The following is a 24,824-nucleotide window of genomic DNA, read 5'->3' on the forward strand; positions in this document are numbered from 1 at the left end:
GTGGATAGTCATGCAGTTTGGCAGGGTGTATTAGGTGAAATTGAAGTAACTGTATCGTCATCATCTTTTACGGCGTGGTTTAAAAACACGAAACTAGAAATAATATCAGATAAAGAAATCTCAATAATTGCCCCAAATATTTTTGCTCGCACTCAACTCGAAAAGCGTTTTCACCCACAAATACTTGAAGCTTTATCTCATAACGGAATAAATTCTCCATCAATCTCCTACCATGTTGAATCCAGCAATAAAAAGCCTCGTATTAACCGTGAGATTACTAAAACCGAGAGTCAGGAATCGTCAGCGCCGCTCATCTTACCATCAAAAAAATCTCATGCCAGTAATCTAAATCCTCGCTACACATTTGATAATTTCATCGTTGGCTCTAGTAACGACTTGGCTTACGCTGCCTGTCAGGCCGTCGCCTCTCACCCCGGAGAAAAATATAACCCGCTTTATTTGTATGGTGGATCTGGACTTGGTAAAACTCACTTAATGCAAGCGGTTGGTAATGAGATAATTAGAAAACAACCATCCGCCCGCGTACTATATATCACCACAGAAACTTTTGTGAATGAATTTCTTGACTCAATTCGCTTTAAGAAAAAGGGTTTTTCGGATAAGTACCGCAATGTTGACGTCCTAATCGTTGATGATATGCAATTTATCGCCGGCAAAGAAAAAACTCAGGATGAATTCTTCCATACGTTTAATGACCTTCATCAGAACAACAAACAGATAATTATTAGCTCCGATAAACCACCGAAGAGTATTCCAACCTTAACGGATCGTTTACGTAGTCGCTTCGAATGGGGTATGGCAATTGATATTCAGATGCCAGATTATGAGACTCGTTGTGCCATAATCAAAGCGAAGGCTGAGCTCAGTAATACCGAATTAGATTCTGATGTCGTAGAATACTTAGCAACTAACTTTAAAACAAATATTCGCGAATTAGAGGGCGCATTAAACCGGCTCTTAGCATATGCGGAAATGCAAAACTTCACTCCAGACCTTATGGCAGCTGAGGGTATTTTAGGCGATATCAAGCGTAGCCGCCCACAACATGTCACCGCCAAGCAAATTATCGATAAGACTGCTCGCTATTATAATATCGACGTGAAAGATATGTGCTCGTCCAGGCGCGATAAGTTTATTGCCACACCGAGGCAAATTGCTATGTTCCTACTGCGCAGTGAGCTGAAAATGAGCTTCCCAAAAATTGCCCAAGAGCTTGGACGGAAGGACCACACGACCGCTATGCACTCAATTGAAAAAATTACTAAGGAAAGCCTTACCAATGTAAGCATTCATGAACAAATTAATGATATTAAGGATAAATTATATGCTCATTAGTTGTGGAAAAGCTGTGCAGACCCTGTGTTTTTTTGGCGGATTACTAACACACAGATATGTGGAAAGAATGAATTACTATGTTAAGCAGTGGAATAGTAGAATAATATCCACCATAAAGCCCACAGCCAATACACAGAGTTTTCCACCTATAAAATCAACCAACTACCTCTATCTGAATACATTTTTTACCCAGTTTCCACAATACCTATTACTATTAAGACTAATTAAAAATTAAGGAAAGTATAATGAAAGTATCGGTCACTCAAGAAAAACTTGCAAAAGCTCTTAATCTCATCAAAGACATTGCTTCAAGTCGTAATGAATTACCAATATTAAATAATATTTTACTATGTACTGATGGAGGCAGATTATTAATCGCTGGAACAAATTTGGAAATTGCCTCTACTCAATATATTGGTGCTAAAATTGATAAGCACGGCTCGATTACCATCCCTGCTCGCTTGGTCTCAGAATTTATCTCAAACTTACCAAGCGGTACTGTTGAGCTTGAAGTCAAAAATGAGCATCTTCATATTACATCGGGTAAATTCTCATCAGTTATCAATGGTGTGGTGGCGGATGAGTATCCGGAATTACCAACAATTGACGAAAAAACTGCCATCCAATATGAAATCGATGTTGAAGATTTAAAGAAGGCGATAATTCAAACGAAAATTGCGGTTAGTTCTGATGTGACGCGGGCGGTTTTGACTGGTGTGTATTGGCATAATCACGAAGGCTCGTTATATCTGGCAGCTACTGATGGTTATCGATTGGCGGAAAAAAGACTAGCTAAGTCTAATGATGAAGTATCAGCTATTATCCCTGCTTCGACACTTTCAGAGGTAAGCAAGAGTGTTGGTGAAGAGAAAAAAATCACCGTTCTCTTTGATGAATCTCAAGTATGCTTCAGAACGGGAGATATGGAAATCGTTAGCCGGTTGATTGACGGAAAATTCCCTGATTATCGTCAATTGATTCCGTCAAATTCAGAGACGGAAATCGTGATTAAAAAAGCTGATTTTAGTAGAGTGACAAAGATTGCAGCATTATTTGCGCGTGAATCTGGTGGCGGAATAACCGTGACCGCCTCAAAGGAAAACTCCCTATTATCTATCCACTCAATCGCATCTGAGCTAGGTGAAAACACCTCAGAAGCTTCGGCTTCTATATCAGCTGACGGTCAAGTAACACTTAATTCGCGCTATTTAACGGAAGTTCTGAATATTATTGATGCTGACGAAATTACATTCTCGTTTAACGGTAAATTATCGCCATGTGTCATCCGAGAGCAGGTAAAAAACCCTGATTATACACACATTATTATGCCACTTAAGAGTTAGTGGAAAATGGTGATAACCTAGATGCTGCTTCGGATAAAATTTCTTCTGGAATATTTTTAGTATTATAAGTAGTATTGATTATTTGTGGTCTAGTTTTAATTGTCCATTTATTATTTTCTTTTTTTAATATGACAGTGTAGGCGTCTCCTGAATTTCTATCTATATCCTCTCTTTGATAGGTGGCGGCATACCAATCGATATTCTTTCCTAATATAATTTCCTTTTTAAGTATGAAATATGATTTTAATTCTGGGTATTTAGTAAATAATACAGCTGAAATCTCATTTTTGTATTCGGCTATTTTATTGGACATAAATTTCTTGCTGTAGCTGGTTTTTATAGATACATCCCTGTCTGATCCTTCGACTGTAAATTCTGTGTAATTTTCATTTATATGTCCAGACTTAGATGAGGTTTTAATTATATATTTGCCATCTGATAATTTTATTTTAGTATCTCCTGCTAACGATATAATTTCAGTGTTATTTTTTGCATTATTGCGATATATTTTAGCCGATAAGTCTGGTTTGTCGAAAAATATCGAAATAGTATAGGTTGGTTGAATGAAGAAAAAAGACAATAATAATAGTACGACTATTATAGAACTTATTATTATAATAATATTTCTTCGATTCATAAATTACTCCTTAAACACATTGGCATAATTTCTAAAAACAATATTTAGTTTTGATGGATCAAATCCTTGTTCTTTAATTTTATTAATAGCAGCATTTCTATATCCTTCTATAGTATCGATCTCTACAATAATACCATTTGGGATATTTGGATCTACTCTATAGCCTATAGAGTATATTAGATTTTTGATAGGTAATTTTTTAATTATTGGATTTGCATCTTCTAATGCTTTTTGCTCGTCAACAAGTTTGTCTGTTGTAATTTTGTCTATTTCAGCGCCCCTAGAAGATGATTTTAACTCTTTAGTTGCCTCTTGAGTAATTGGAATAAGTGAAAATACTATCCTTAGTGGTTTATCTTTCTTTACTTCTATATGAACGGTTTCGCTCTTAAAGCCATCTCTAGATGCTTTAAAATCATATATTCCTGGTTCTAGATATATAATTTGTGATCCGATAATTTTTTTATTTTCTACGGTAATTTCTGCTTTATTTGGTGAGACTAATAAAAATACTGGTACCGTATTAATTCTGGATGTATATATGACAATTCCGTAGGTTAATATAATAAGTGATGATAAAAATAGTAATATACTAATTGTTCTTTTGTTCATTATTTTTTCCTATACCAAGTTACACTTGGAGAAGTTAAACTTTCACCTCCTGCTTTTGGTGCATATTCGCATTGTGAAGCAGATGCTATTTTTGAATCAAAACCCTCTATATCGCCAACGTAAACAAAGGTATGTCCTGGGCTGTGTGCGACATCACCGGGTTTAAGATCTGCTATATTTATTGAGTTGCCAGCACCAAGATTTTGCCAGTTCTCTTCAGCCCAAGCACGCTGCGTGGCTGTCGGGCCAGCCTTACCGTTTTCGCCTCCGTAATTATAGTTCTTATCAAATCCACTGTCATTTAGTATCGTTGTCACAAAGGCACCACAGTCTACACCGCCCCCAAGACAAGAATCTCCAATGTATCTGTTCTCGCTTTTTGCCTTTTCTATAGCTTTTGCATATTCAGGTTTTTTATCTGTACGTACAGTTTTTTCTGGCCAGGCATAACGTTTGACATAGTCGATAAAGTCGCCGCCACTTGATGAAGAGCATCCTCCTCCGCTTCCGCCCGTACCATTGAATCTTTCATAAATCTTTTGAGCAGCAGCACCACGTATATTTTTGACCTGCTCTTTAGTCATAGCTGATTTTTCAAAATCATCATGCCAAAAAATAGTAGCCTCCTCTACTGTTTTTAAGGTTTTTAGTAGCTCCCAAGAATTTGACGCAGTACCGAATCCAGAAGCTGTAACCGGTCTTTCCGTTCCTTCTTGAACCAGATACTCTAATTCGAAAATTAATAATTTATCGTTATCTTCTACAGGAATAGAGTCTATCATTCCTTTTTCGTTGGGTGCGCCACCATATTCTTGACTGTAATATTTTTTTAGATCGGATGGTATTTTATTAGCTATTAAAGTACGCCTTCCAAATGTCCATTGAGCAAGACCCCATCCTCCGGATTCCCATCCCTGTCCTACTTCATGCCTAGTAGGACTAAATCCTGACTCTGCTTGAATATTAGCCATCACACCAGCCGTTTGCTCTGCACTTAATCCGACATTACGCAAGTATCCCCAAATCTTTTCTTGATTGTCAGCTCCAGATATACCAGCAGACGAAGAATCGGAACATGTCGTGTCATTTTTATTAAACCATAAGATATTATTATTGATATATGTATTTGGATATCCTGCTGCATAAGAAATCGGCTGAACAGTAGATATAAATAATACGGCAATACAAATAGCAATGAATATTTTTTTATACATCAGTCTGATTCCTCGCATATTCATTAACTATGTCCGTGGGTACGCCAGCTTGCTTTAGCGAATCTATCGTTTTTTCGCTATTGACTCCTGCAACGACTGTATTATCCTTAAAAATAGCATAAGAATCATAAGTGGAATTAGTAATATGGCTAAAAATTGTCATTTTTATTAATTTAAATCCGCCCTGTTCTTTGACTAAGATATATTTTTTTAGTTCACGTTTTCCATACTTACTGGAAGTGGAATTAAGTAATTCAATGATAATATTCTGCTCAATTGGTTGTTGAGGGCTAGTCTTTTGGGTGGCTGATTTTTTACTGACGGTTTGCTCGGACGATAAAATAGTGGTGTACTTACCTTTATCTGGATTTTTCGTGATAAAGAATACAACCAGAATATTTATGAAAAGCACGATAGATAATATTAGTATAGTTTTATCTTCCCTATTCATATCAAACATTCCTTGCGTACTCCCAATGCCACGGTTCTGGTTTACTGCCACCCGGTTTTGCCCAAGCTGGGTGAACGTAGCCATATTTATGTGCGTTCGCTTCCAGCCATTTATAGACAGCAGATCCAGTTCCACCGACGTTAATATCTACTGCTAGACCCCAACCGTGATTTGATATGCATGGAGGAGCTGGTGCTGCCGCCCCGCCCTGGTATCGTGGATTACCTGGAGTGGAGTAAGCAATTTGCGTATCGCAGTCTCTATACGCTTCGTTAATAGTTAAATCAACACCAGTCTCGGCTTTATAAGCTTTATTCATTTCTTCCATAGCCTTCGCAGCTTTTTTATGCATTTTATCGCTTGATGAGAATGATAATGCTTGCAATTCTGAGTCTGGTATTTTACCGTTTTCATGTCCGCCCCAACCTTTCTGTTGCGCCTCTTCTAATTGTGGCTCGCCAATTGCATCGCCATCGTCAGCATTTTGAGACTTAGCTGAGCTACCTCCGTCATTCTCTTCATCTTCACCGTTAACTGATTGAGCGACTTGGTAGTCAATTAAAAGTACCGACATTGCAGATAATTTTCTATCACTATAAGTCTTATTTCCATCACCTGTTCCAAATGATTCGTTGGTAATTGCCGAACCGTCGGTTGGGTCAGTAAGATTTTGTTGCTTAATTGTTCCTGAAGAAGTTGAGCTAGATGGCGCCGTACAGCCGCCACTCTTAAACCAGTATTCTCCGGTACTAGCGTCGCTACAATCGCTAATAAAGTCATGAAGCGGTGTGTTGCTGACAATATAGCCACTACCTACGAGATCTTCTATAGTCGCATTATCTGGAACGTCCTTACTGTTGTCTATCCACCCTTCTTCCTCAGCGATTTTTAGTGCTTCTTCAGTAGACATATTAGCCTGGTCTTTAGTGATACCTGTACATGGTAGACCTGCTAAGTTAATTGCCGGATCGTCGGGCGAGCCACTACCCATGTTAAAATCTTTAGCGTAGCTACAATATTTTTCTGAATATATACCACTTGCTGCCTTCGTGGTTGATGAATAGGCTAATGCCATTGATGGTAGTCTAAAAATATTAGAGAGCATTGCTGCTGGAGTTCTATTGTATGTAGCGTTTGCCAGCATCATATTTCCCATATTATGAACTATGCTGCCTAAGAAGGTATATTTACTGGAGATGTCAAATGGACTTAATGAGGCGATATCCATATCTTTTTGAAACTTTTCATTGGCTATCTTTATACTATTGAACTCTGCTAGCTGACTTCGTTTTAGTCCTGGTAGCATTTGCCTCATGGATCCATTTGAAAAGAATGCAGCCGCTCCTACACCAAGCGAATCTCCCAAATCTTTATATCTAGCATTACCTGGAGTTAAGAGACTTTCTGCTAGTTCTAAAAGTAAACTTTTGACCGCCTCACCAGCAACCCATCCTAATAAAGACGCTGCCACTTGCTTAATTGCAACTTTACCAACTGCACTCACTAAAAAACCCACTCCACCAGTTGCCCATCCTGCCGCTAATTCTGCTGCTGTAAACGCATACATGGTATATGGACTAAGGATAAAATCACATGCTGGGGCGGTTTCTTCCTTGAGTTTATTAATAGACTGGATAGCTGGATTAGATATGACTGAATATCCAGGAACATAATTTTTGGCAATAGCTGGCTTATTACTATTAATGCCCATTGAAGCAAGTAATACTGGTGAATCTAGGGCGGATCCCTCGGTGTTTTCGGAGCCTTTTATTTTTCCTCTTTCCGTTAACATCGTGCCGATTGTGTCCATCGCCTCTGGTGTAAATCCGCTACCAAAACCTGATGCTTTAGCTTGAGACCCAGGAGACAAGACAACTTCCATAACTAAGGTAAGCAAAGGTGCTAACTGAATGGCAGTAACCCCCGAAGCAATAATGTTTGGGATTTTTACAACCATACACCCACCGGCAGCAATGCCATAAGCTAGGCCACCTTTCCCTACTCTTTCACTAAGACCAGTTATGCGATTATTTATATGACCGCTTGCTTTATTACTATCGAATCTTGGTAGTTTTTTCTTAAATTTATCAACCCGTTCTTTTATACCAAGCTTTTTATCAATTTTATTGGCGATTCCACCATTTCTCTTTAGGCCCATTTTGTTATACATCTTCTGCATATGCTTTCCAGTCCAGGCATGGAAACGCATATTAAATAGCCCGGTTCTCCCGTAGACTTTATTCCCTATTTTCCTATTTTCCGGCTTAATCAGCTCATCTTTTAGTCTAGAGGCTTCAATCGGCTTGCCATTATTAATTCCTTCAACTTTATAATGTGAAGGATTCTTATCTGGGTATCCAGTTTTCTTTAGACTTATTTCACTGCCATCCGCATTAACTGGTTTAATCCCTTGTTTTGATAGTTTTGATAGAGCTCTATTTGAGATTCTTCCCATTTTACAGCGCATTCCTTTTTTGCCTTGGCAAATTCCTGCATTATCTTCGTTGCTAAAAACTCGATTAAAGTATTTTTTTAGACGGTGTTCCTTTACTGTTGAAGCTGAATCATTAGTCCCCGTCATATTTTCGACCATACTTGTCAGCATATTTATTGGGCTAGAAATAGTACCAAATATTCCGGCAATTAATCCCAATATTGCAGTGATTACTGCAATCGGTCCACGTTTTTTCAGTAAGGATTTAAATGTAACTGGACTTTTCTTTTTATGTTTACCAGACGGCTGATAAAAACCGTTATTAGGCACGGAAGATTCTCGCCCATTGACTGCTTCACTGGCGGAGTCATTTTGGTCGGGGTCAAGTTGATAATCCTTATTATCAAATTGAGACTCAAGGTCGTTTAAGACATCCTTTTCGCGAGCACTTAATTCCGAACCGCTATCAAGTCCAGCTGAGATTTGATCGAACCTAGCCTGCTCGGCAGGATTTAATCTACTGTCAGTCTCGGAATCTGTCGTATAGTCAACTCGCGCCATCTTTTATACTTCTCCGTAACCACCAATTGGTGTATCAGACGGCTTTACTTGTTGAGCTACGGGATTGGTGTTAATCAGGTTATACTCAGTGTCGCTAGCTTGAATTTGGATATGAACGTGATTTTGCCCAGCAAAGAATAAGCCTTGACCAACTGGGAAATTAGATAGTCGTTTTTGTTCTTCATCGGTCAATTTAAATACCTGAGCGAGGACATCAACAGCGCTGGTGGATTGTTTTAATAGTAATTGCATTGATGAGTTGGAGACTATGGCGCGACCCATCTTACTACCAACGAAATCTTCCACGTCCTGAGTGATAGTGGTTAATCCTAATTGATACTTACGGGCGCGCTTTGCTAGGGAGAATAAGAAATTGGCGGAATCATCATATTTCATCAATTGCCAGGCCTCGTCCACAATCAGCATGCGCTTTTTCTGGTCAGTGCGTGTAATATTCCAGATGTGGTTCAGGACAATATACATTGCGGTTGGCCGAAGTTCATCTTCAAGGTCGCGAATATTAAACACTACCATATTATTGTTGATGTCAATATTACTTTGCTGTGAGAAAATACCAGCAAATGTTCCAGAGGTAAATTTGCGTAGACGCTGTGCCAGGCTTGGTCCAGTGCCACCCATGTGAAGCAAGGTGTCATATAAGTCAGAAATAGTTGGAGGAGTGGAATTGTGAGTCAGTGGATCGGATGTAATACCGACACGCGCGTAGGTGTCAATGAGTGCTTGATCGATGTCTGCCTCTTCCGCTGGTGTTAATCCCGCTACAACTTGCCCGCTGGCTGTTGTTTGTGCCCCGCCTAGCATTTGTCGCAATAATCCATGCAGCGTTACTAGGTTTGCTCTTAAAGCGTCGTCCGCCTCCTCGGTATCGATGACTCGCGGTAAGTCAAAAGGATTAATCCTTGTATCGCTATTTAGACTTAGTCGAATATAGCTACCGCCAACTGCGTCACAAAGTTTTTGATACTCATTTTCTGGGTCAATAATCACAATGTCTGACCCAACCATCATACTCCTTAGAGCCTCTAATTTAACAGTAAATGATTTACCGGCACCAGATTTAGCAAACACCACCATATTGGCATTTTCCAGGCTAAACCTATCAAAAATCACCAGACCGTTATTGTGCATATTAATTCCATACAGGACGCCCTTATTATCTGTTAGGTCGGCTGAAGTGAATGGGAAGCTGGTAGAAATTGCGCCTGTATTCATATTGCGGCGAATTTGCAGCTCATCGGCTAACTGTGGGACTGTGCTATTGAGCCCCTGCTCTTGCTGGCTGGAGGCCACTTTGGAGAAGACTAATTGTTGTCCAAATATTGTTTCAATTTTGTGTTGCACAAAGTTCAATTCATCCATACTATCGGCATAAATTGTAATGTATAGTCCGTAGCGGAAGAACTTCTCTGCCCCAATCTGTAGCTGATCGCGTAATTCTTCGGCGTCTTGTAAGGCAGCTTCCAGTCCTGGATCACGCACGCGTCCCTTTTCCGAATTGATATTCATGCTAGCTTCCAGCTGGGTAACTTTTTTGCGCAGATTATTCAACACAATTTGCGTATCAACCGGATAAATAAACATACTAATATCCAGTACTTCATCGATATTAATGACTGAACTGAGCCAGCCGGTGTAGATTTGTCGTGGATAGCCATAGACATACATAGTACGACCATATTTTGAACCTAGTCGGAAATGATCGGAATGAAGTTCAATGCTACTTGGTGCAATAAAATCACGCAGTGTACGGACACCGGTTAAAAAGGCTTGCTCAACTTCAGCTTGTTCGCGCGCTCGTTGTTGTGCGGCGATATCAACAGCGTCTAATTTCTTCTTTGCCATTATAGTCTTTCTCCTGTTGGTGCTTGTCCTGTGCCTTTAGTGACGTAGGTAGTAGTTAGTTCACTCGGGTCGATTTCTGACAGTGATTCACGTGATGATGTGTCGGGATTATATGAAGTGTAGAATAACTCACCCAACTGACGGGTGTTTAATTGCCAGCTTTTTACCCCAATTTGGAACAAGCCGCTCATTACTGAATCAATACGATTTTTTATCTCATCCTTTGCTTTTGTGTATGTAACTTGATCAATTTTTGTTACAGTCGCTTCTTTTTTTCCGCTAAAGAAACTACTGAATAGTCCTTTTGTTTGTTGCTTGAATGCATTAGTATCACCATCAGGATAATACGGTACAACTACGTAAAAACTTTTATCCATAATATTTGCTTCTTGCGCTAAAACATCAATAAAGTCCATATAATCATCCATCAGAACATTGAGCAACATGTTATCTTGATTACGTCGGATATCAGCCAGTCTGTCTAGATAAGGCCCAATGTCTACCCGGCGTGAACGGACCAGAATTTGAATTGGAAAATATAGAGAATTGATGAAATTTTGATAGCTGAACTCTATTCCCTCTCTTTCGCGTGAACTCATCAAATCAAAGTTAATTGACTCACATTCGATTACTGCTCGGAAACTGCCGTCACTCATAATAATCATATTTTCACGCATTTCAGAAAACAGGAGAGTATTTTGAGTGCTGATTGGTCCACTCTGTTTTTTATTTTCTGGTGACTTATCCGGGGTTGGTGTAGTAGCAGATCCTGCTATGGTTGTATTCACGGCGGATTGCTGAGGAATATTAGGAATAGCCGCATTGGTTTGCGGTAATTGCTGATTCAATTGCTGATTTTGTAACTCTGGTTGCATAAACCCCACCTAACGTAATGAAATCACCACTTCCTCTTCTGCTAATTTATTTTCTTGCTGAATTCGATTTGCCTCACGTGAAATCGTTTCAATTGAAAGGTCGCTGTGATTATTTGCCAAATCTATTATAGCAGGTGATACGTCGTTTAAGCTAGTTTGCGGCGTGGCAGTCGGTTGGCTATTAGTAGGTTTATTGTCTGACAGCGGATTGATGGTTGACTGGCGCATTGTTGGGTATGGATTTATCTGAAGGCGTAAGTCGGACGGTTTTTCTGAGTCGTTATTAGTCTGAGATGGTTGCTCAGATAGTTGACCTGTTTGCATTTTCTCTATTATCTGCTGTCGCCTACGGACATCTGACTGGCTAATTAGATGGTTAATGTTTTGTGCTGTAGTGCTATTTTCATCTAGAATATCATTGGCCGCTTGGCCTTCGTTAAATAAATCGGCGCGCATTGAACTATTCGGGTTATTAACTCCACGGATTGACCAACCTTGGCTGTCTACCAGGTTTGCTAAGTATGACAATCGCCGCTGAACCTCGGTTTGATCGTATTTATTGCCATATATCTTCTCCTCAGTTTTTGGTGCGACAACTTCTACTAACGTTTCAATACCGTCAGGCTGCCATAGGCGTTTTTTCGGTTTTAACATAAAAGAAATAACTGCCGCAAGGTATACTTCCATCGGTTGATCTTTTTTAAGAGGTAAAGCTAAAGCCCCAAAAAACAAAACAACCGGCATTGGAATTAAAAATAAGGGTAGCAACAATTGGCTCAAAGCATACGCAATACCAATTCCAACAACTGCGGTAATTAAAAACACAAACTGCCGGAAACTAAATGGTCCAAGTAGCTTATCCTCCGCCTCAACATCCTGAGGAACTTTATATATAGACATACTGCTTATATTATACCAAAAATACGATGATTATAGCATGTTGCGAAGGTTTTTGAACTGATCTTTAGCCGCATCAATTACACTCGCTGACAATCTTTCGTCGCTGAGGATTGTATCAATAGTCTCCTTAATAGATGCGCGTTTTTCTTTGCTAATTATAGAGGTATTATTAACAGCTTCTATTAATAGTTTAACCCCATCAGCATCAGTGTTAGCCAAAGCTTCCGGTTTATATTTACCACCCTGTAGCCATTCAGCACAATAATTGAGCAAATCTTGACGGTTATTAATAGTACCCTTAACCATATCGTCAATTAATTTACCACCCATAAAGGAAGCTTTGTTTTTCACGCCAGATGATGCTAATGCTGCCGCCACAGAAGAATAGAATTCTGGCGGTAATTCGCTAACAAGCTGAGCAACTTCTGTAACGGTCCCATATTTAATCTGCTCTTCAATTGCAGCTTCACGTACATATATGTTATTGCTATCCAATACCGTTCCATCTGAAAGTGTCACGGAATTGCCTAAAGATATCTTTTGTCTTTGCCCAGAGCTTAGCTTATAATGCTTCATAATCTGATGAGCTTCATCAACGGACTTGGAGAATTCGCTGCGGTTGGTTGATATGGCAGAGGCTAAGGCGGCATCCGCGCCAAGTAAATTACCTTTATCATCCACTAAGACATGTCCACCAGCCTTCCCTCGAAGTTCCTTGCTGTTTATCAATTGTTTTGCAAATTCACTGTGCTGCTGGCGTTGAGCGTTATTCTTAATTAGTCCAGACACTGCAATTTCGGTTTCTAGGTCTTTAATGTCTGATATAAATTGAGCTTGTTGCGCGTCTCGCCAATTTGAGTATTTAGTTGACTTAGCTCGTAGAGCACGATCGTACTTTCCATACGTATCAGTTGGTGCGTGACCCAGCGTAGCTTCGGTGTATCGATTGTCATCTTGTGCGGATAACAGATCTGCACGCCTGGAAGCCTGTCTGGCGTCTAAGTCTGACTTCTTATATCTGGCTGTATTTCTGAATGAGTTTTCGGCATTTTTCTGTGAAGTTTCCAGATCTTTTTTGCGTAATCTACCACTATGATCTGCCCAACGGCGTAAACGATTTGGGTTGAATCGCGCCATATTGGGGTTAGCCAACTTCTTGTTTTTAGTGATCTCGCGACGATCTTTAGCCCAGTTTTTAGACTTGTCGTACCAACCTTTATTCTTATCATTAACAAACCCAGCGAACTTACCTAATACTCCGCCGCTAAGTTTCAGAATTATAGGTGTTAAGGCTAATGGTATAACTTGAACTGCCATTCCTAAGATTTGCATTATTCCACCATTTGCTCCAGTGGCGTTTTGGATAATTATTATTCCAGCCAATTGTGCCCCACCGAATATTACAGCGAATGCCGGGAAAAATACTAACATCGTGAGGAATAAGTCTCGCCATTTCTTAAACCATTTTTCTGTGCCAGGAAGTAAATAGCAAACGAAGGCTAAAGGTGAGATGATAATTAGGATTACAATTAAAGCTTGACGTGCTGCCATAATTAGAAGCACTAAGAGAAGCACTAGACCTATTCCTACTAATGCCGATAGTGCTAATGGTAGTAGTTCTGCTCCCATGGCTACTGTTGCGACCACTCCACCAGCTAAAGCTCCGTTGGACAGTATCATCACAATAACTTCTGACCATGTCCAACCTACGCCCGTATTTTCTCCTACGGTGGATATTGTGTTTTTAATCCCCATGAAAGCGTCTTGGAAAGCGTAACCAGTTACGTTTGATAAATCTAATAAAATAGCACAAAACGTAAACGATAAATTGACTAACACCGCCGCAATCACTAACCTAGGGAGCATTTTTTTGATACCGTAATTGCTAATTCCTACAGAGGTCAATTGTGAGTAGATAATCACCAAAAACGCCACAATAAACGCCACGTTGCTGATGTTGCGCATAATGACCCACGCCAAATAAATTCCACTGTTTTGATTGGTCGTTTCTAATGGCTTAGTTTTTAAGAACTCCTGAAGCGCGCTGTACATATAATCTATGCCATCAGCTAACCAATTGGAGAGTGGACAGATAATCCAACCTATTCCCTGTACGTCACAGGAAGTGCTGGTTGAATTTTCTGAGGGAGATTCAATTGAAATAGTTGAGGTGCTGGTTTGTTCGTAGGTGTTTGGTGGCGCAAATGAATAAACCGCGTAAGTTGCGGAACTTAGTGAAGATATTTCGCTTGATGGGAAATAAATAACCTTGGCTTCTTTTTTATTCTTATCTTCATTAACATAAACAAGCGAATTATCAGGTAGGTTAAATTGTTTGATCTTTTTATCATCGCTTACCTTTGTATATTTTTCTTTATTATAGGTTAAATTACGACCACTCCATTCTGCGTCTACGGCGTAAACAGAAGTTGAATGTGCTAAGGTATTAAGAAAAATGCCCACCAGCATCCCTGCTATCAGCAACACGAACCACTGCAGCCACTTATTAAGAAGCTGCTTATGGGAAATCAACCACTCCATCTGAGGTTATATTAGCATTTTTGATGGAAAAAGTCAAGAGAAGAAGTTGTGTATGATTTTTTCTTGCTTAATGTCATCTGCCGTATTTATTAACCTCTTCGTCAGAGGGAATAATTATCCCTCCAGAGCTACTGTTGCTCTGTTGGTTATTTTGTTGAGAATTAGAGGAGGATGTATTCTGTGGTGTATTCTCGGCAACCACTCCGTGAGCACTTAACGCCTCATATATTGCTTGATTTATATTTTTTGCAGTATTTGGATTTGATACGGCAACTTCTCCTGCTTTTTTAAATGCAGCCGAAGCTTTTTCATTCTTACTATCGGCAATAGCTTTAGATAGCCATTTGGTTGCTGCGCCATTTTGTACTAAGTGCTCTGCTTGTAGATTTCCAGACTCGGTATTATTTACTGCCATGTTAGATAGATTTTGCATACCATCAATCTTATCGTTGAGAATAGCATCTCCGAATCCGTTTCCTATGATATTATTATCTCCCTTTGCAAATGAACCTTTAATCGCTCGTTGTTTTATAGAAGTGTCTACACCTTTTAGGCTACTCAGCACCTTCATACGTTCTTCAAAACTACCATTAGCCATAATATGGTCAATAGCAGCTGCGCGCATAGCTTTTGAGGCAGTTGTGTTTGTGCCGTTGGCTATATTGGCTATATTACCTGATGTCATACCTTGCAACATTGTGGATGCGTTTTCAACGTCGCTTTCGAACGCCTTAGCTACAGTTGCGCGGGCGCGTGCTCCACCTTTATCCCAACCCATAAATCGACCGAGTGGACTACTATCCCTCCACGTAGCAATTTTACCCGTTCGCCTGCTTGCGCGTTTTCTGTCCATGAAGTCTGAATATTTTCTTTTCGTATCACCAATAACAGAATTGTCAACACGTCCTTTTGCTGTGCCTTTTACGTTTCCAGCGAATCGACTATGCGCATTAGCACCCATTCTACCTATCTTTGCGCCAATGTTGCCCAGCGAATTTAATGAGCTCTGTAGTACGAAAGGTGTAGCGCCCAATGGCAATATAGATGCTGCTAGTGCTGCGAACTGCATAGTTTCTTTCGGGTTGTTTGGATCGTCTGTGGCTGACGCTGCTAATACAGCTCCCGCTAATTTTCCAGCTCCGTATAGAAGGGATATTACAGGAAATACTATTAATAACCCTCTAAACACTGATACCCATTTTTTGAACAGATTTTCGGTATTTGGGAGAAGCCATGCTGCAAATGCTAATGGAGATATCGCTATCAATAATATAATGGCAGATTGTCGAACAATTAATATAACCAGCACTACAAGTAGAGCTAACAGCAGGGCTAAAATAGTAGGTATACTTACAGCAAGGAATATAAACAGACCTACTCCAACTAAGGTTAATCCAGCGGCTATTAAATTATAAAAAGATCCAGTTGCTGCTGATTGAGTATCTATTCCTGATGCAGCTCCTTCTAAAACTCCCTTAAGAGAAAAACCGAGTATATTAGATAAGTCTACAGCTAATTGACATAGGTAAAAAGATAAGTTTACAAGTAAAGCTCCTATTATTAACCTTGGCAGAATTCTCTTAATGCCGTAGTTGCTTATACCGACATTGCTTATTTGGGAAAATATTACCCATAAAAATATCAAAGCAAATGTGGCGTTTGCAATGTCGCGAAAGAAATCCCAAGCTTGTTTTAATCCCCCGGATGTAGAATCGTTTTTAAAAATTCCTGGGTCAATAGATAGAAACTGTGATATTGCGGAGTAGGAGGCGTCTCCCAAGCTACCAGCAAAACTCATCAATGGACAAACCAACCATCCTACACCGTCTACGCCACAGGAATTTTTCTCTTCGTCACTTTCTTCTGGCTTATTAAGAGCATTTTCTGCCTCTTGAGCTTTAGCGTCCATCTCTTTTTTAATGTCATCCCAGGCTATAGTTGTCATATTTTGTATGACTTGACTCTTATCTATACCTGATCTTGAGCTAACACAGTCGGTGAAGTATTGATCCTTGGCGCTAGATCCAGTGTCTCCGTATTTACGAGAGGATACAGATTCTTCAGCCGCAGCTATACAAGTCCCTATTAATTTCTTTGCAAGCTTACTTTTTGCATTTTGATCACAGCTTATGCTATCACCAATAGTTGCGCATCCAGCTTCGATTTTTTCGCTGTCCGGCAACTCCTTATACCAAGTACTATTTGTAATTGTTGGTTTTAGAGCTTCCTCTAGCTTGGGCATAGTTACTTGATTAGTGGCAGCATCTATTGAGGCCTTTTTTCTGGCATTTTTAACTTGTTCCTCTTTTGATAATTCCACACACCTACCCTGTGAATAGGGTCCTTCCTTAGGTGTTGATCCCTGTACTTCTCGTGATTCAGCTTTATATCCACTATCACATTTAAGTCTGTCATAGCTCACTCTATGGTTACTTTTACTACTATAACACCACCACCATCCATCATCTTTACTTTCTTCACCTTGAGGGGTTTTCTTGTAATTACCATATTCAGTATTACAGATAACGGCACCTCCTTTAATAGGTTTGGAGGTTGCGTCATCCGCATATGCAACTAAAATTGGCTGCAAAATTATAAAAGCTAGCGATGCAAATAAAATAATCAGCAGTGGTTTTATAGGATTATAGTAAAAATACCGCATATGCTTGCATTATAGCATATGCGGTATTGTCATGGTAAGATTAGTGACCCTAAGACCACCATGCTTTTTTTTCTACACCGAATGTTATCTCGTTAAGTTCAATCAGATGTTGAATGTTCGACGTATTAACTTCTACGGACATATTAATAGGACTGGCTTCGAAGTCCTTATTATTTGATGGCACAGTTATGGTTGCTCCACTTGCCTCAAATCTAACAACTGAATCTTTCGTTCCTTTAGAATTATTGACTGCGATAGGTTGTTTACTTACTCTCAGTATTTCAGTGTAGTCATAATAAAGCGATCGCTGTTCAACGGTACAGAGTTCCTTTTTGCATGTAGGAGATGTTGGGTTTGAAGCTGCCCAAAGCTTTCTTATTGCTTCTTTGAATTTTTCTAATTCTTCAGTCTTTTCCGGATTAAACATAGCCGTAGCTAGATTCATTGCCCTTGTGTAGTTTGCGTCATCAGAATGATCAACACTAAGCATTTGAATTAGTCGGATTATTCTCAATGCACTCCAAGCTGTTTTCTTTGTTACTGGATCAAAAACAGGCTCTTCACCGTTATCATAGTTATTTCTAATAAACTGATCTAAAATTCCTACCAAGTCTTCTCTAGAGGCATTCTTGTCGTCTAAGATACTCAGATCAATACCTTCGTAATTCCAGTCTTTTAGGGGTTTTAGCATTTCTTCAACATCAGTCTTTCTTGAGGCTGGTGTTTTATCTGGCGACAACTCTGGTGCTGGACTCTGAGTTTCTTGCGCTGTAGATGTTGTGATGTCTGGAGTTGGTTCGCTGTGAGTCTCTCTATTACATCCCGCCACTCCAAATGCAAGTGCTGCCGTGCCAATTAGTGCCATTATTTTTTTTGGTAGTTCTGAACCGCTTGGGTTATTAAGCTTATTGGGACTATAAACCATAACGCTTGGGGTCCTTTCTCTGGCATTGCCAGGTGTAATTTATAAATCTCCTTAGGTTCATTGACCTAATTGCCGATATAATAACATAAAAATTAAATAAATGCAATAGTTATAGCTGGCAATTATAATAAAAAACACCCTGTTAGGGTGAAAATATCTGTGGCGCGCCCGACCGGATTCGAACCGGCGATCTCCTCCGTGACAGGGAGGCGTGATAGGCCAACTTCACTACGGGCGCACATTGCAGTTTATATACTAACAGACTACCTACATCTTTTCAAGGAAAATATTTGCTTTTTTCGCTTGACTATTTTACAATTTCTGTATAAGAGAAATTTTTATGACAAAAAGAAATATTATAATCAGTATATTTATAGCAACAGTAATCGCAGGAAGTGTTTTTATACCCAGAATAGCTTTGGCTGCCAACTGTGGTGGCGCGGAAACCTCTGTTATTTCTTGTGAAGGCGAAGGTAGCACGGCAATTATCAACATAATCAAGCAAGTTATCAAGATCTTAACTGCTGGTGTTGGTGTTGCTGCTTTTGGGGCTGTTGTATATGGTGCATTTTTATATACTACGTCTGAAGGAAGTCCAGATAAAGTAAAAAAAGCCCGAGAAGTTTGGATGAATACGGTTATTGGGTTGTTGATGTTTGCATTTATGGTGGCTATTACCAACTTTATCATTCCAGGGGGAGTTTTTAACTAATGAAAAATATTATAATTGCAGCATCTTTAATTGTAGTTGGTGCTTTTGGTGCTAATATTGTTATATCTGAAACTTCTTCTGCGGCCTGCTCTGATGGTAAGATTATGACTTTAAAACCTTGGTATGATGGCCTGTTGGATGGTGATTGTAATGTTAAATCCCCTGGCGATAATACAGACTCACAAGCCAATTTTATTTGGAAGATTGTCCTAAACATAATAGAAGATCTCTTGCAGGTTGTTGGTTATGCTACAACTGGGTATATTATGTATGGCGGCTTCCTTATAATGACCAGTAATGGCTCTTCTGATAAAGTAGCTCACGGACGAAAAACAATCATGAATGCAGCGATTGGGTTGGTTGTGGCTTTATCATCAGTGGCAGTTGTTAGTTTTATATCATCAAATATAGGAATATAGTATGAAATATTTAGAATTTTTTGCTGGATTATTAGGTAGCGCTAGCGAAGTCGGAGTACCAGACAATCAAGTTGACATTATGGTTATTGTTAACTTCATATTCAAAATAGCTGGTATCGTAGCGGTTATTGTTATAGTTATTGCCGGCATAAACTATTCACTGTCTTCTGGTGACCCGGCAAAAACCGCTAGCGCAAAAAATACAATTTTATATGCCGTTATTGGCCTGGTGATTATCTCTAGTGCTATTGCTATAACAGGTTATATTATAGGAAAGGTTTAGTATGAGAAATATTACAAAAATTTTGACCGTCTGCATGGTTATGATTGGAATGTTTAGCGCATTCGCTCCTGTAGTTTCTGCTGGTAACGGTATTGATATTTGTGCAGGTGATGGCTCTGGGTCAGTTTACTGTAATAATAAATCTGATGGTGAAGGTAAAGTTAATGGTATCATAGGCAGTATAGTGCAAGTTTTATTAACGGCAGTTGGTGTAATTTCGGTCATTATGATTGTTATCGGTGGGATTATGTTCGCAACTTCTAGTGGTGATGCTCAGAAAACAGCAAAAGCCAGAAATACTATCTTATATGCTGTCATTGGTTTGGTTGTTTCAATATTTGCTGCAGCAATTGTTAACTTTGCGTTTAGTAATTTTAAGTAGGAGAAAACATGAAAAAAACAGTATTATCGATAGCATTAATGATTTGTATGGTCTTTGGAGTGTCAGCCCTGCTGGCTACTTCCCCTTCTGGTAGTGTTTCTGCTCAAGTGTCAGATGGTATTGACATAGCTACTACTCCAGAAATGAAAGGCAAGCAAATTGAAGGTAAGGGTGGCTTAATACAAACTGTCGTTAATGTTTTATTGTGGGTTGTAGGTGCCTTATCTGTTATTATGATTATTTTTAGCGGTATCCGTTATGTTACTTCAGCTGGTGACGCTGCAAAAACTAAAGCTGCACAGAATTCACTTATTTATGCAGTAGTTGGTCTGATCGTGGCTATTTTCGCCTGGGCTATCGTTAATATGGTCATCGATAAGTTTGTCTAAAAACATAATAGTTTTGCAAATAACAGAGAAAAATGTATAATAATAACATCATTAAAGAAGGAGAAATAACATGAATAAATTGAAAATGATTCTAGCTGGACTGCTAATTGTGCCGACAATCTCTTTGGCGGTAGCTCCAGCTGCAAATGCTGCTGATTTTACATTAAGGGGTGGAATTGACAGTGCACAAGGAGAGGGTGTAGATAAGGTTAATTCTAGTCCTGAGAGCCTAGTTAAGCAGTTTGTTAATATATTCCTATTTGCAGTCGGTGCCTTAAGCGTTATTATGCTTATTTGGGGTGGTATTCGTTACACTACTTCAGCTGGTGATAGCAATAAGGTTACTTCAGCTAAGAATACGGTTCTATACGCTATTGTTGGTCTAGTCGTCTCTATTTTGGCTTGGGCTATCGTTAATATGGTCATCGATAAATTTACTTCAGGATCATAATAAGTTTTGCAGTTAGAAAAAAGAACCTCGCTAATGAGGTTCTTTTTTCTAATCAAAAAATACCGCCAACCTGTGGCGGTATTTTTAGCTAAATAATTTTACAGGACCTGAATCTTCTTCGCCTTCTCTTGTTTTATCTTTTCAAAGGTAATTGTCAAAACGCCATCTTTCAACTCCGCCTTTACACCCTCTTCATTAACGGCTGTAGGCAATGCTAATGTGCGGCTAAATTCGCCCCAGTAACACTCCTGAATGTGCCATTGGCGTACGTCAGCTTCATCACCACTAGATAACGTGCCGCTAATAGTTAAGATTCCGTCAGAGATACTTACGTCTAAGTCGTTGCGATCTACTCCAGCAGTACGAGCTTTAATGATTAAGTCGTTCTCTGTTTCAAAAACGTCAACAGCTAATTGACCCATTAGATCGTCAGCTTCATCCTCCCAGTTGTCTTCAGCTGGTGCTGCTGGAGCTGGACTGCTGTTGCTGTCATCGTTAAGATTAGGTAGTAGCTGATCTGTATCGTCAATAAACGCTGCAGCCAACTCATCTTCTGTTAGTAATATGTTATCATCTTGTTTTCGGGCCATAATTTCCTCCACTTTTATAATAGGCTCATTGACAAAGTCCTTATTAGTATAACTATAATATGCGGTATAATCAACAGTGAAAGGTGTAAAACGTAAAAATTACAATGTTTGATGCACTATTATCTATTATTGCTCCGCACTACTGTTATAGATGTCATAAAATAGGTGGTATTTTATGTAAAGATTGTAAAAAATACATCATAAGTCAGAAATACGATATTTGTGTATTGTGTGGTCAGTCCTTAAAAAATGGAAACTTGTGCAAAAAGCATAAAATCTCCTGTGATATGATCTGGTGTTTTACGAAAAGAACTGGCGTGGTGGCTAAGATAATTGATAATTATAAGTTTAACCGGGTACAAGCTGCTGCTGATCTGTTGAGTGAATTTTTGAATAATATTCTGCCCCCTCTCCCGAAAGAGACGGTTATTGTGCCAATACCTACAATCTCCCAAAATATTCGTCACCGCGGATTTGGCCATATTGAAAAGATAGCTAATAAGCTAGCTAGGAATAGAAAAATAGAGTGTAGACCCCTGCTTCGACGAAGAAATAATGTCACTCAGCACTTTACTAAGTCTTCGCGCCAGAGAAAACGTCAAGCAAAGGATTTCTTTGAGCTAAGTGGTTCGGTAGATAAAAATCGTCGATATATAATTATTGACGATATTTTTACGACTGGTTCAACCGTGTTGGCGGCAGCTGAATGCTTAAGAAAAAACGGCGCTGAGCATGTAGAGATTGCTGTCATTGCCAGGCATGGTCGTCCGAAATTATGAGTGGTGATACTGGCTGCCGCGATAGATTTCTTGAGCACGATACAGTTGTTCAGCTAAGATTAGCCGGACTAGCTGATGTGGAAATACTAGATTTGATAGAGACCAGACAACGTTAGATTTTTGGCGTAAATCATCGTTAACCCCATAAGCCCCTCCAATAATAAAAACAACATGCTTATTTATATGACTGCTAATTAGATTTGATAATTCCGGTGATGATAAATTTTTACCGCGTTCATCAAGCAGGATAATAAAATCGTCTGAACTAAGACGTGTAAGTATACGCTCTGACTCTTCCTGACGTGCTCTGTCGCCTTCAAAATTTGAATGTGGTATAATCACCATCTCAGTGGCAAATGGCGGCCTGAGGCGCTCTAAAAAACGAAAAATGCCTGGCTGAATCCAGGCTTCATGTTTCTTCCCGATTGTTATAACGGTTATTTTCATAAATATTTATGGCGGAGAGAGAGGGATTCGAACCCTCGATGAGTTGCCCCATACCGCTTTTCGAGAGCGGCCAGTTCAACCACTCCTGCACCTCTCCATAAAGCTTAATTGGTACACCCGGCAAGATTCGAACTTACGACCTCTGGCTCCGCAAGCCAGCGCTCTATCCAGCTGAGCTACGGGTGCATACAGCCTTTCGGAAATCCGATTGGCCATAACAAAAATATAAAGAGCTTTCTCCGCCTGGAAGCGGTGAACTTCTGTATTCTACCACATAAAACATGGCCAATCAAGCTATAGTTTTATTAAGCGAATGAGCTTTTCTAGAGCGTCTGGTTTAATTTCTTGCATTGGTAGGCGTGCACCTAACATATCGACTATCTTCTCACCTTCTGCTTCAGAAAAATAGATAGTTAGTCCTGGGGAAAAACGCTTAACTGGCAATAATATGATGGAGTGCTGGTTGTTTTCATTTGATAATCCAAATGCACGAAATTCACTGAAATCATGTAAAACGTCAGCAATATAAACACCCTTTGGGCTAATTGCATAATTAATAATCTGAGGATTTTTGTTTGATAGGGTAAATAAGGCCACTGCCATAATAGGTAGCAAGGCAGCAAAGGTCCAGTTCTTAAATACTAGAATAGCTAAAGCTATTAGCCCAACTAGGATAATCGCAAATATTATGTACCAAATTTTTCCACGCTGAACTTGCACTCCTTCTGGGGCGTTCCAGGCAATTGGTTCAGTTAGATCAAGTCTATCTGATGAGGTTGGTTCGAATCCCTGTTGTTCTGGATTATCATTCATGCTGTTAGTATATCACGGCAAGAATAAGTGAACAATTAAACGTTAGTGGTTGAACCGCCGCTTAATGCTGCGCCAAGGATAAAGTTAATGATAGCATAAGCAAAAACTGCGACTAGCAGACCAACAATTGCATATAAAATGGTGTTTTTAGCGTTTGTGACTGATTCTTTCTTGCCACCAGATATGACATAGCGAAAACCGCCAAAAATTAGCATAACAACACTTAATACGCCGACTGCAAATAGCATAATATTTATGGCACGCTTTATGATTGATGAATCGCCATTAACTAGATTGGATGGAGTATTATCCCCCCGGGCTGCACCAATACCAGCCGAAGCACCACCTTCACCAAGAGCAGATACCGGTGTGGCTGCTAGGGCTACTCCTAATCCAATCGTAAGTAATGCCGTGACAATCTTAGAAATATATCCTTGTATCATAATTACATTATACCTCATTTATCATAAAGCTGTTAATTATTACACTTATATGATACACTAAATAGTGAATTTGGAGGAGTACCCAAGTGGCTGAAGGGGACGGTTTGCTAAATCGTTAGTACGGAGAGATCTGTAGCGGGAGTTCGAATCTCCCCTCCTCCGCCAAATCAAACCTGGAAGGGTGACCGAGTGGTTGAAGGTACCGGTCTTGAAAACCGGCGTGCGGTAAAACGTACCGAGGGTTCGAATCCCTCCCCTTCCGCCAAGATTGCAAGATGAAATGTTCGCCAAAACGAGGCGAATATTTTTATGTAGTGAAATATACTTGACAAAAAACAAATCTTATGCTAGCATAATAACCAGTATTCTAAAAAATAGATACAAAAAAGAAAGAACAAAATGAATTTAGTGCAACAGTTTTTTACTGCTACAGCTATGCTAGTGAGCTTAAACGTAGCGTTTAGTATATTTATTCATGATACTAACATTGATAAGGCATTTTTATCATCTTGGAAAATGTATAGTGTTCATGGTGATGTTGAGAGTGACGGAAAAATGCCGGAAACTAATCCACACACCCATCCAGAACACTCAGATCTGTCTAATGTATTAAAGGAGAGCTCAGCGCGTCCACGGACCACGCCTCGTAACAACGATAAAAAGCGACTGCGTCAAAAATATGCTGCTCGCGGACAACATACTTTTGATGGATATCACCTTGATCTTGACGCTGTAAGCTAGA

Annotated in this window: 25 protein-coding genes and 5 tRNA genes; 12 read left to right on the top strand and 18 right to left on the bottom strand. The window is 39.5% G+C overall.

The features are described 5' to 3' along the window. Together dnaA and dnaN are read left to right on the top strand one after the other, a co-directional pair. Complete coding sequence (dnaA, locus tag TM7x_RS00005; RefSeq protein WP_039326694.1) at positions 1–1,356, top strand: chromosomal replication initiator protein DnaA; 1,356 nt, start codon at positions 1–3, stop codon at positions 1,354–1,356. 245 nt (positions 1,357–1,601) lie between these two features. Then, positions 1,602–2,699: a DNA polymerase III subunit beta gene (dnaN, locus tag TM7x_RS00010; RefSeq protein ID WP_039326695.1), complete on the top strand. Its 1,098-nt coding sequence runs from the start codon at positions 1,602–1,604 to the stop codon at positions 2,697–2,699. Here dnaN and TM7x_RS00015 read toward each other — a convergent pair. The 12 genes from TM7x_RS00015 to TM7x_RS00070 form a co-directional block, all read right to left on the bottom strand. Continuing rightward, positions 2,689–3,336 (bottom strand): hypothetical protein, encoded by a 648-nt coding sequence (locus TM7x_RS00015; protein WP_138074048.1) that lies wholly within the window; start codon positions 3,334–3,336, stop codon positions 2,689–2,691. The two genes, dnaN and TM7x_RS00015, sit on opposite strands and share 11 nt — an antisense overlap. 3 nt (positions 3,337–3,339) lie before the next feature. Beyond that, positions 3,340–3,948, bottom strand: a complete 609-nt coding sequence (locus TM7x_RS00020) for a hypothetical protein (RefSeq protein WP_039326699.1) — start codon at positions 3,946–3,948, stop codon at positions 3,340–3,342. After that, a complete protein-coding gene (locus TM7x_RS03735) occupies positions 3,948–5,162 on the bottom strand; it encodes a phage tail tip lysozyme (RefSeq protein ID WP_052198755.1) in 1,215 nt (404 codons plus the stop codon). Before TM7x_RS03735 ends, TM7x_RS00020 begins: the two co-directional genes overlap by 1 nt. Next, positions 5,155–5,613: a hypothetical protein gene (locus TM7x_RS00030; RefSeq protein ID WP_230478848.1), complete on the bottom strand. Its 459-nt coding sequence runs from the start codon at positions 5,611–5,613 to the stop codon at positions 5,155–5,157. Before TM7x_RS00030 ends, TM7x_RS03735 begins: the two co-directional genes overlap by 8 nt. 1 nt (position 5,614) lies before the next feature. Then, positions 5,615–8,608: a M15 family metallopeptidase gene (locus TM7x_RS03740; RefSeq protein WP_052198756.1), complete on the bottom strand. Its 2,994-nt coding sequence runs from the start codon at positions 8,606–8,608 to the stop codon at positions 5,615–5,617. Between the two features lie 3 nt (positions 8,609–8,611). Next, complete coding sequence (locus TM7x_RS00040) at positions 8,612–10,471, bottom strand: VirB4-like conjugal transfer ATPase, CD1110 family (protein ID WP_052198757.1); 1,860 nt, start codon at positions 10,469–10,471, stop codon at positions 8,612–8,614. Then, positions 10,471–11,346, bottom strand: a complete 876-nt coding sequence (locus tag TM7x_RS04160) for a conjugal transfer protein TraC (protein ID WP_230478849.1) — start codon at positions 11,344–11,346, stop codon at positions 10,471–10,473. The genes TM7x_RS00040 and TM7x_RS04160 overlap by 1 nt, the downstream gene beginning before the upstream one ends. A gap of 9 nt (positions 11,347–11,355) precedes the next feature. After that, positions 11,356–12,246 (bottom strand): PrgI family protein, encoded by an 891-nt coding sequence (locus tag TM7x_RS00050; RefSeq protein ID WP_039326702.1) that lies wholly within the window; start codon positions 12,244–12,246, stop codon positions 11,356–11,358. Between the two features lie 30 nt (positions 12,247–12,276). Then, the gene (locus TM7x_RS00055) at positions 12,277–14,787 is read right to left on the bottom strand and encodes a TrbL/VirB6 family protein (protein ID WP_039326703.1); all 2,511 of its coding nucleotides are present in this window, start codon (positions 14,785–14,787) and stop codon (positions 12,277–12,279) included. 73 nt (positions 14,788–14,860) lie between these two features. Next, complete coding sequence (locus TM7x_RS00060; protein ID WP_039326704.1) at positions 14,861–17,449, bottom strand: TrbL/VirB6 family protein; 2,589 nt, start codon at positions 17,447–17,449, stop codon at positions 14,861–14,863. Positions 17,450–17,498: 49 nt separating this feature from the next. After that, positions 17,499–18,374, bottom strand: a complete 876-nt coding sequence (locus TM7x_RS00065; protein ID WP_039326706.1) for a hypothetical protein — start codon at positions 18,372–18,374, stop codon at positions 17,499–17,501. 160 nt (positions 18,375–18,534) lie between these two features. Further along, positions 18,535–18,612 (bottom strand) — tRNA-Asp (locus TM7x_RS00070). 102 nt (positions 18,613–18,714) lie between these two features. Here TM7x_RS00070 and TM7x_RS00075 point away from each other — a divergent pair. From TM7x_RS00075 to TM7x_RS00100, 6 genes are all read left to right on the top strand, one after another. Next, a complete protein-coding gene (locus TM7x_RS00075; protein ID WP_039326708.1) occupies positions 18,715–19,086 on the top strand; it encodes a hypothetical protein in 372 nt (123 codons plus the stop codon). Next, positions 19,086–19,505 carry a hypothetical protein gene (locus TM7x_RS00080; RefSeq protein WP_039326710.1) on the top strand — a complete coding sequence of 140 codons (420 nt, stop codon included), beginning with the start codon at positions 19,086–19,088 and terminating at the stop codon, positions 19,503–19,505. Before TM7x_RS00075 ends, TM7x_RS00080 begins: the two co-directional genes overlap by 1 nt. 1 nt (position 19,506) lies before the next feature. Next, positions 19,507–19,788, top strand: coding sequence for a hypothetical protein (locus tag TM7x_RS00085; protein WP_052198758.1), 282 nt, complete (start codon positions 19,507–19,509; stop codon positions 19,786–19,788). A 40-nt stretch (positions 19,789–19,828) separates the two neighbouring features. Then, positions 19,829–20,170, top strand: a complete 342-nt coding sequence (locus tag TM7x_RS03745; protein ID WP_138074050.1) for an Mbov_0395 family pilin-like conjugal transfer protein — start codon at positions 19,829–19,831, stop codon at positions 20,168–20,170. A gap of 8 nt (positions 20,171–20,178) precedes the next feature. Next, the gene (locus TM7x_RS00095) at positions 20,179–20,559 is read left to right on the top strand and encodes a pilin (RefSeq protein ID WP_039326711.1); all 381 of its coding nucleotides are present in this window, start codon (positions 20,179–20,181) and stop codon (positions 20,557–20,559) included. A 70-nt stretch (positions 20,560–20,629) separates the two neighbouring features. Next, positions 20,630–21,010: a pilin gene (locus TM7x_RS00100; RefSeq protein ID WP_039326714.1), complete on the top strand. Its 381-nt coding sequence runs from the start codon at positions 20,630–20,632 to the stop codon at positions 21,008–21,010. Positions 21,011–21,108: 98 nt separating this feature from the next. Here TM7x_RS00100 and TM7x_RS00105 read toward each other — a convergent pair whose 3' ends face one another. Next, complete coding sequence (locus TM7x_RS00105; RefSeq protein WP_039327924.1) at positions 21,109–21,600, bottom strand: Hsp20/alpha crystallin family protein; 492 nt, start codon at positions 21,598–21,600, stop codon at positions 21,109–21,111. Positions 21,601–21,887: 287 nt separating this feature from the next. Between TM7x_RS00105 and TM7x_RS00110 the strand changes: the two genes are divergently transcribed. Beyond that, the gene (locus tag TM7x_RS00110; RefSeq protein WP_039326716.1) at positions 21,888–22,379 is read left to right on the top strand and encodes a ComF family protein; all 492 of its coding nucleotides are present in this window, start codon (positions 21,888–21,890) and stop codon (positions 22,377–22,379) included. Here the strand turns inward: TM7x_RS00110 and TM7x_RS00115 are convergent. The 5 genes from TM7x_RS00115 to TM7x_RS00135 all read right to left on the bottom strand — a co-directional run bounded on the left by TM7x_RS00115 (position 22,374) and on the right by TM7x_RS00135 (position 24,082). After that, positions 22,374–22,826: a 23S rRNA (pseudouridine(1915)-N(3))-methyltransferase RlmH gene (locus TM7x_RS00115; protein WP_039326719.1), complete on the bottom strand. Its 453-nt coding sequence runs from the start codon at positions 22,824–22,826 to the stop codon at positions 22,374–22,376. The genes TM7x_RS00110 and TM7x_RS00115 overlap by 6 nt on opposite strands. Positions 22,827–22,835: 9 nt before the next feature. Beyond that, positions 22,836–22,923, bottom strand: a tRNA-Ser gene (locus TM7x_RS00120). Positions 22,924–22,935: 12 nt separating this feature from the next. After that, a tRNA-Arg gene (locus TM7x_RS00125) sits at positions 22,936–23,012 on the bottom strand. A 108-nt stretch (positions 23,013–23,120) separates the two neighbouring features. Beyond that, positions 23,121–23,639: a hypothetical protein gene (locus TM7x_RS00130; RefSeq protein ID WP_039326725.1), complete on the bottom strand. Its 519-nt coding sequence runs from the start codon at positions 23,637–23,639 to the stop codon at positions 23,121–23,123. Positions 23,640–23,674: 35 nt separating this feature from the next. Further along, entirely contained in the window at positions 23,675–24,082 is a 408-nt protein-coding gene (locus tag TM7x_RS00135; protein WP_052198761.1) for a hypothetical protein, read from the bottom strand. Positions 24,083–24,154: 72 nt separating this feature from the next. Between TM7x_RS00135 and TM7x_RS00140 the strand changes: the two genes are divergently transcribed. The 3 genes from TM7x_RS00140 to TM7x_RS00150 all read left to right on the top strand — a co-directional run bounded on the left by TM7x_RS00140 (position 24,155) and on the right by TM7x_RS00150 (position 24,823). Next, a tRNA-Ser gene (locus TM7x_RS00140) sits at positions 24,155–24,247 on the top strand. Between the two features lie 10 nt (positions 24,248–24,257). Then, a tRNA-Ser gene (locus TM7x_RS00145) sits at positions 24,258–24,347 on the top strand. Between the two features lie 134 nt (positions 24,348–24,481). Then, positions 24,482–24,823, top strand: coding sequence for a hypothetical protein (locus tag TM7x_RS00150; protein ID WP_039326729.1), 342 nt, complete (start codon positions 24,482–24,484; stop codon positions 24,821–24,823). Position 24,824 lies beyond the last annotated feature (1 nt).

Origin of the sequence: Candidatus Nanosynbacter lyticus (assembly GCF_000803625.1) — a bacterium.
GTDB lineage: Bacteria > Patescibacteriota > Saccharimonadia > Saccharimonadales > Saccharimonadaceae > Nanosynbacter > Nanosynbacter lyticus.

What these genes read in the sequence shown, in the direction of transcription:
- dnaN (WP_039326695.1), top strand. Translation starts at nt 1,602, where the DNA reads ATGAAAGTATCGGTCACTCAAGAAAAACTTGCAAAAGCTCTTAATCTC.
- TM7x_RS00015 (WP_138074048.1), bottom strand. Translation starts at nt 3,336, where the DNA reads ATGAATCGAAGAAATATTATTATAATAATAAGTTCTATAATAGTCGTA.
- TM7x_RS00020 (WP_039326699.1), bottom strand. Translation starts at nt 3,948, where the DNA reads ATGAACAAAAGAACAATTAGTATATTACTATTTTTATCATCACTTATT.
- TM7x_RS03735 (WP_052198755.1), bottom strand. Translation starts at nt 5,162, where the DNA reads ATGTATAAAAAAATATTCATTGCTATTTGTATTGCCGTATTATTTATA.
- TM7x_RS00030 (WP_230478848.1), bottom strand. Translation starts at nt 5,613, where the DNA reads ATGAATAGGGAAGATAAAACTATACTAATATTATCTATCGTGCTTTTC.
- TM7x_RS03740 (WP_052198756.1), bottom strand. Translation starts at nt 8,608, where the DNA reads ATGGCGCGAGTTGACTATACGACAGATTCCGAGACTGACAGTAGATTA.
- TM7x_RS00040 (WP_052198757.1), bottom strand. Translation starts at nt 10,471, where the DNA reads ATGGCAAAGAAGAAATTAGACGCTGTTGATATCGCCGCACAACAACGA.
- TM7x_RS04160 (WP_230478849.1), bottom strand. Translation starts at nt 11,346, where the DNA reads ATGCAACCAGAGTTACAAAATCAGCAATTGAATCAGCAATTACCGCAA.
- TM7x_RS00050 (WP_039326702.1), bottom strand. Translation starts at nt 12,246, where the DNA reads ATGTCTATATATAAAGTTCCTCAGGATGTTGAGGCGGAGGATAAGCTA.
- TM7x_RS00055 (WP_039326703.1), bottom strand. Translation starts at nt 14,787, where the DNA reads ATGGAGTGGTTGATTTCCCATAAGCAGCTTCTTAATAAGTGGCTGCAG.
- TM7x_RS00060 (WP_039326704.1), bottom strand. Translation starts at nt 17,449, where the DNA reads ATGCGGTATTTTTACTATAATCCTATAAAACCACTGCTGATTATTTTA.
- TM7x_RS00065 (WP_039326706.1), bottom strand. Translation starts at nt 18,374, where the DNA reads ATGGTTTATAGTCCCAATAAGCTTAATAACCCAAGCGGTTCAGAACTA.
- TM7x_RS00075 (WP_039326708.1), top strand. Translation starts at nt 18,715, where the DNA reads ATGACAAAAAGAAATATTATAATCAGTATATTTATAGCAACAGTAATC.
- TM7x_RS00080 (WP_039326710.1), top strand. Translation starts at nt 19,086, where the DNA reads ATGAAAAATATTATAATTGCAGCATCTTTAATTGTAGTTGGTGCTTTT.
- TM7x_RS00085 (WP_052198758.1), top strand. Translation starts at nt 19,507, where the DNA reads ATGAAATATTTAGAATTTTTTGCTGGATTATTAGGTAGCGCTAGCGAA.
- TM7x_RS03745 (WP_138074050.1), top strand. Translation starts at nt 19,829, where the DNA reads ATGATTGGAATGTTTAGCGCATTCGCTCCTGTAGTTTCTGCTGGTAAC.
- TM7x_RS00095 (WP_039326711.1), top strand. Translation starts at nt 20,179, where the DNA reads ATGAAAAAAACAGTATTATCGATAGCATTAATGATTTGTATGGTCTTT.
- TM7x_RS00100 (WP_039326714.1), top strand. Translation starts at nt 20,630, where the DNA reads ATGAATAAATTGAAAATGATTCTAGCTGGACTGCTAATTGTGCCGACA.
- TM7x_RS00105 (WP_039327924.1), bottom strand. Translation starts at nt 21,600, where the DNA reads ATGGCCCGAAAACAAGATGATAACATATTACTAACAGAAGATGAGTTG.
- TM7x_RS00110 (WP_039326716.1), top strand. Translation starts at nt 21,888, where the DNA reads ATGATCTGGTGTTTTACGAAAAGAACTGGCGTGGTGGCTAAGATAATT.
- TM7x_RS00115 (WP_039326719.1), bottom strand. Translation starts at nt 22,826, where the DNA reads ATGAAAATAACCGTTATAACAATCGGGAAGAAACATGAAGCCTGGATT.
- TM7x_RS00130 (WP_039326725.1), bottom strand. Translation starts at nt 23,639, where the DNA reads ATGAATGATAATCCAGAACAACAGGGATTCGAACCAACCTCATCAGAT.
- TM7x_RS00135 (WP_052198761.1), bottom strand. Translation starts at nt 24,082, where the DNA reads ATGATACAAGGATATATTTCTAAGATTGTCACGGCATTACTTACGATT.
- TM7x_RS00150 (WP_039326729.1), top strand. Translation starts at nt 24,482, where the DNA reads ATGAATTTAGTGCAACAGTTTTTTACTGCTACAGCTATGCTAGTGAGC.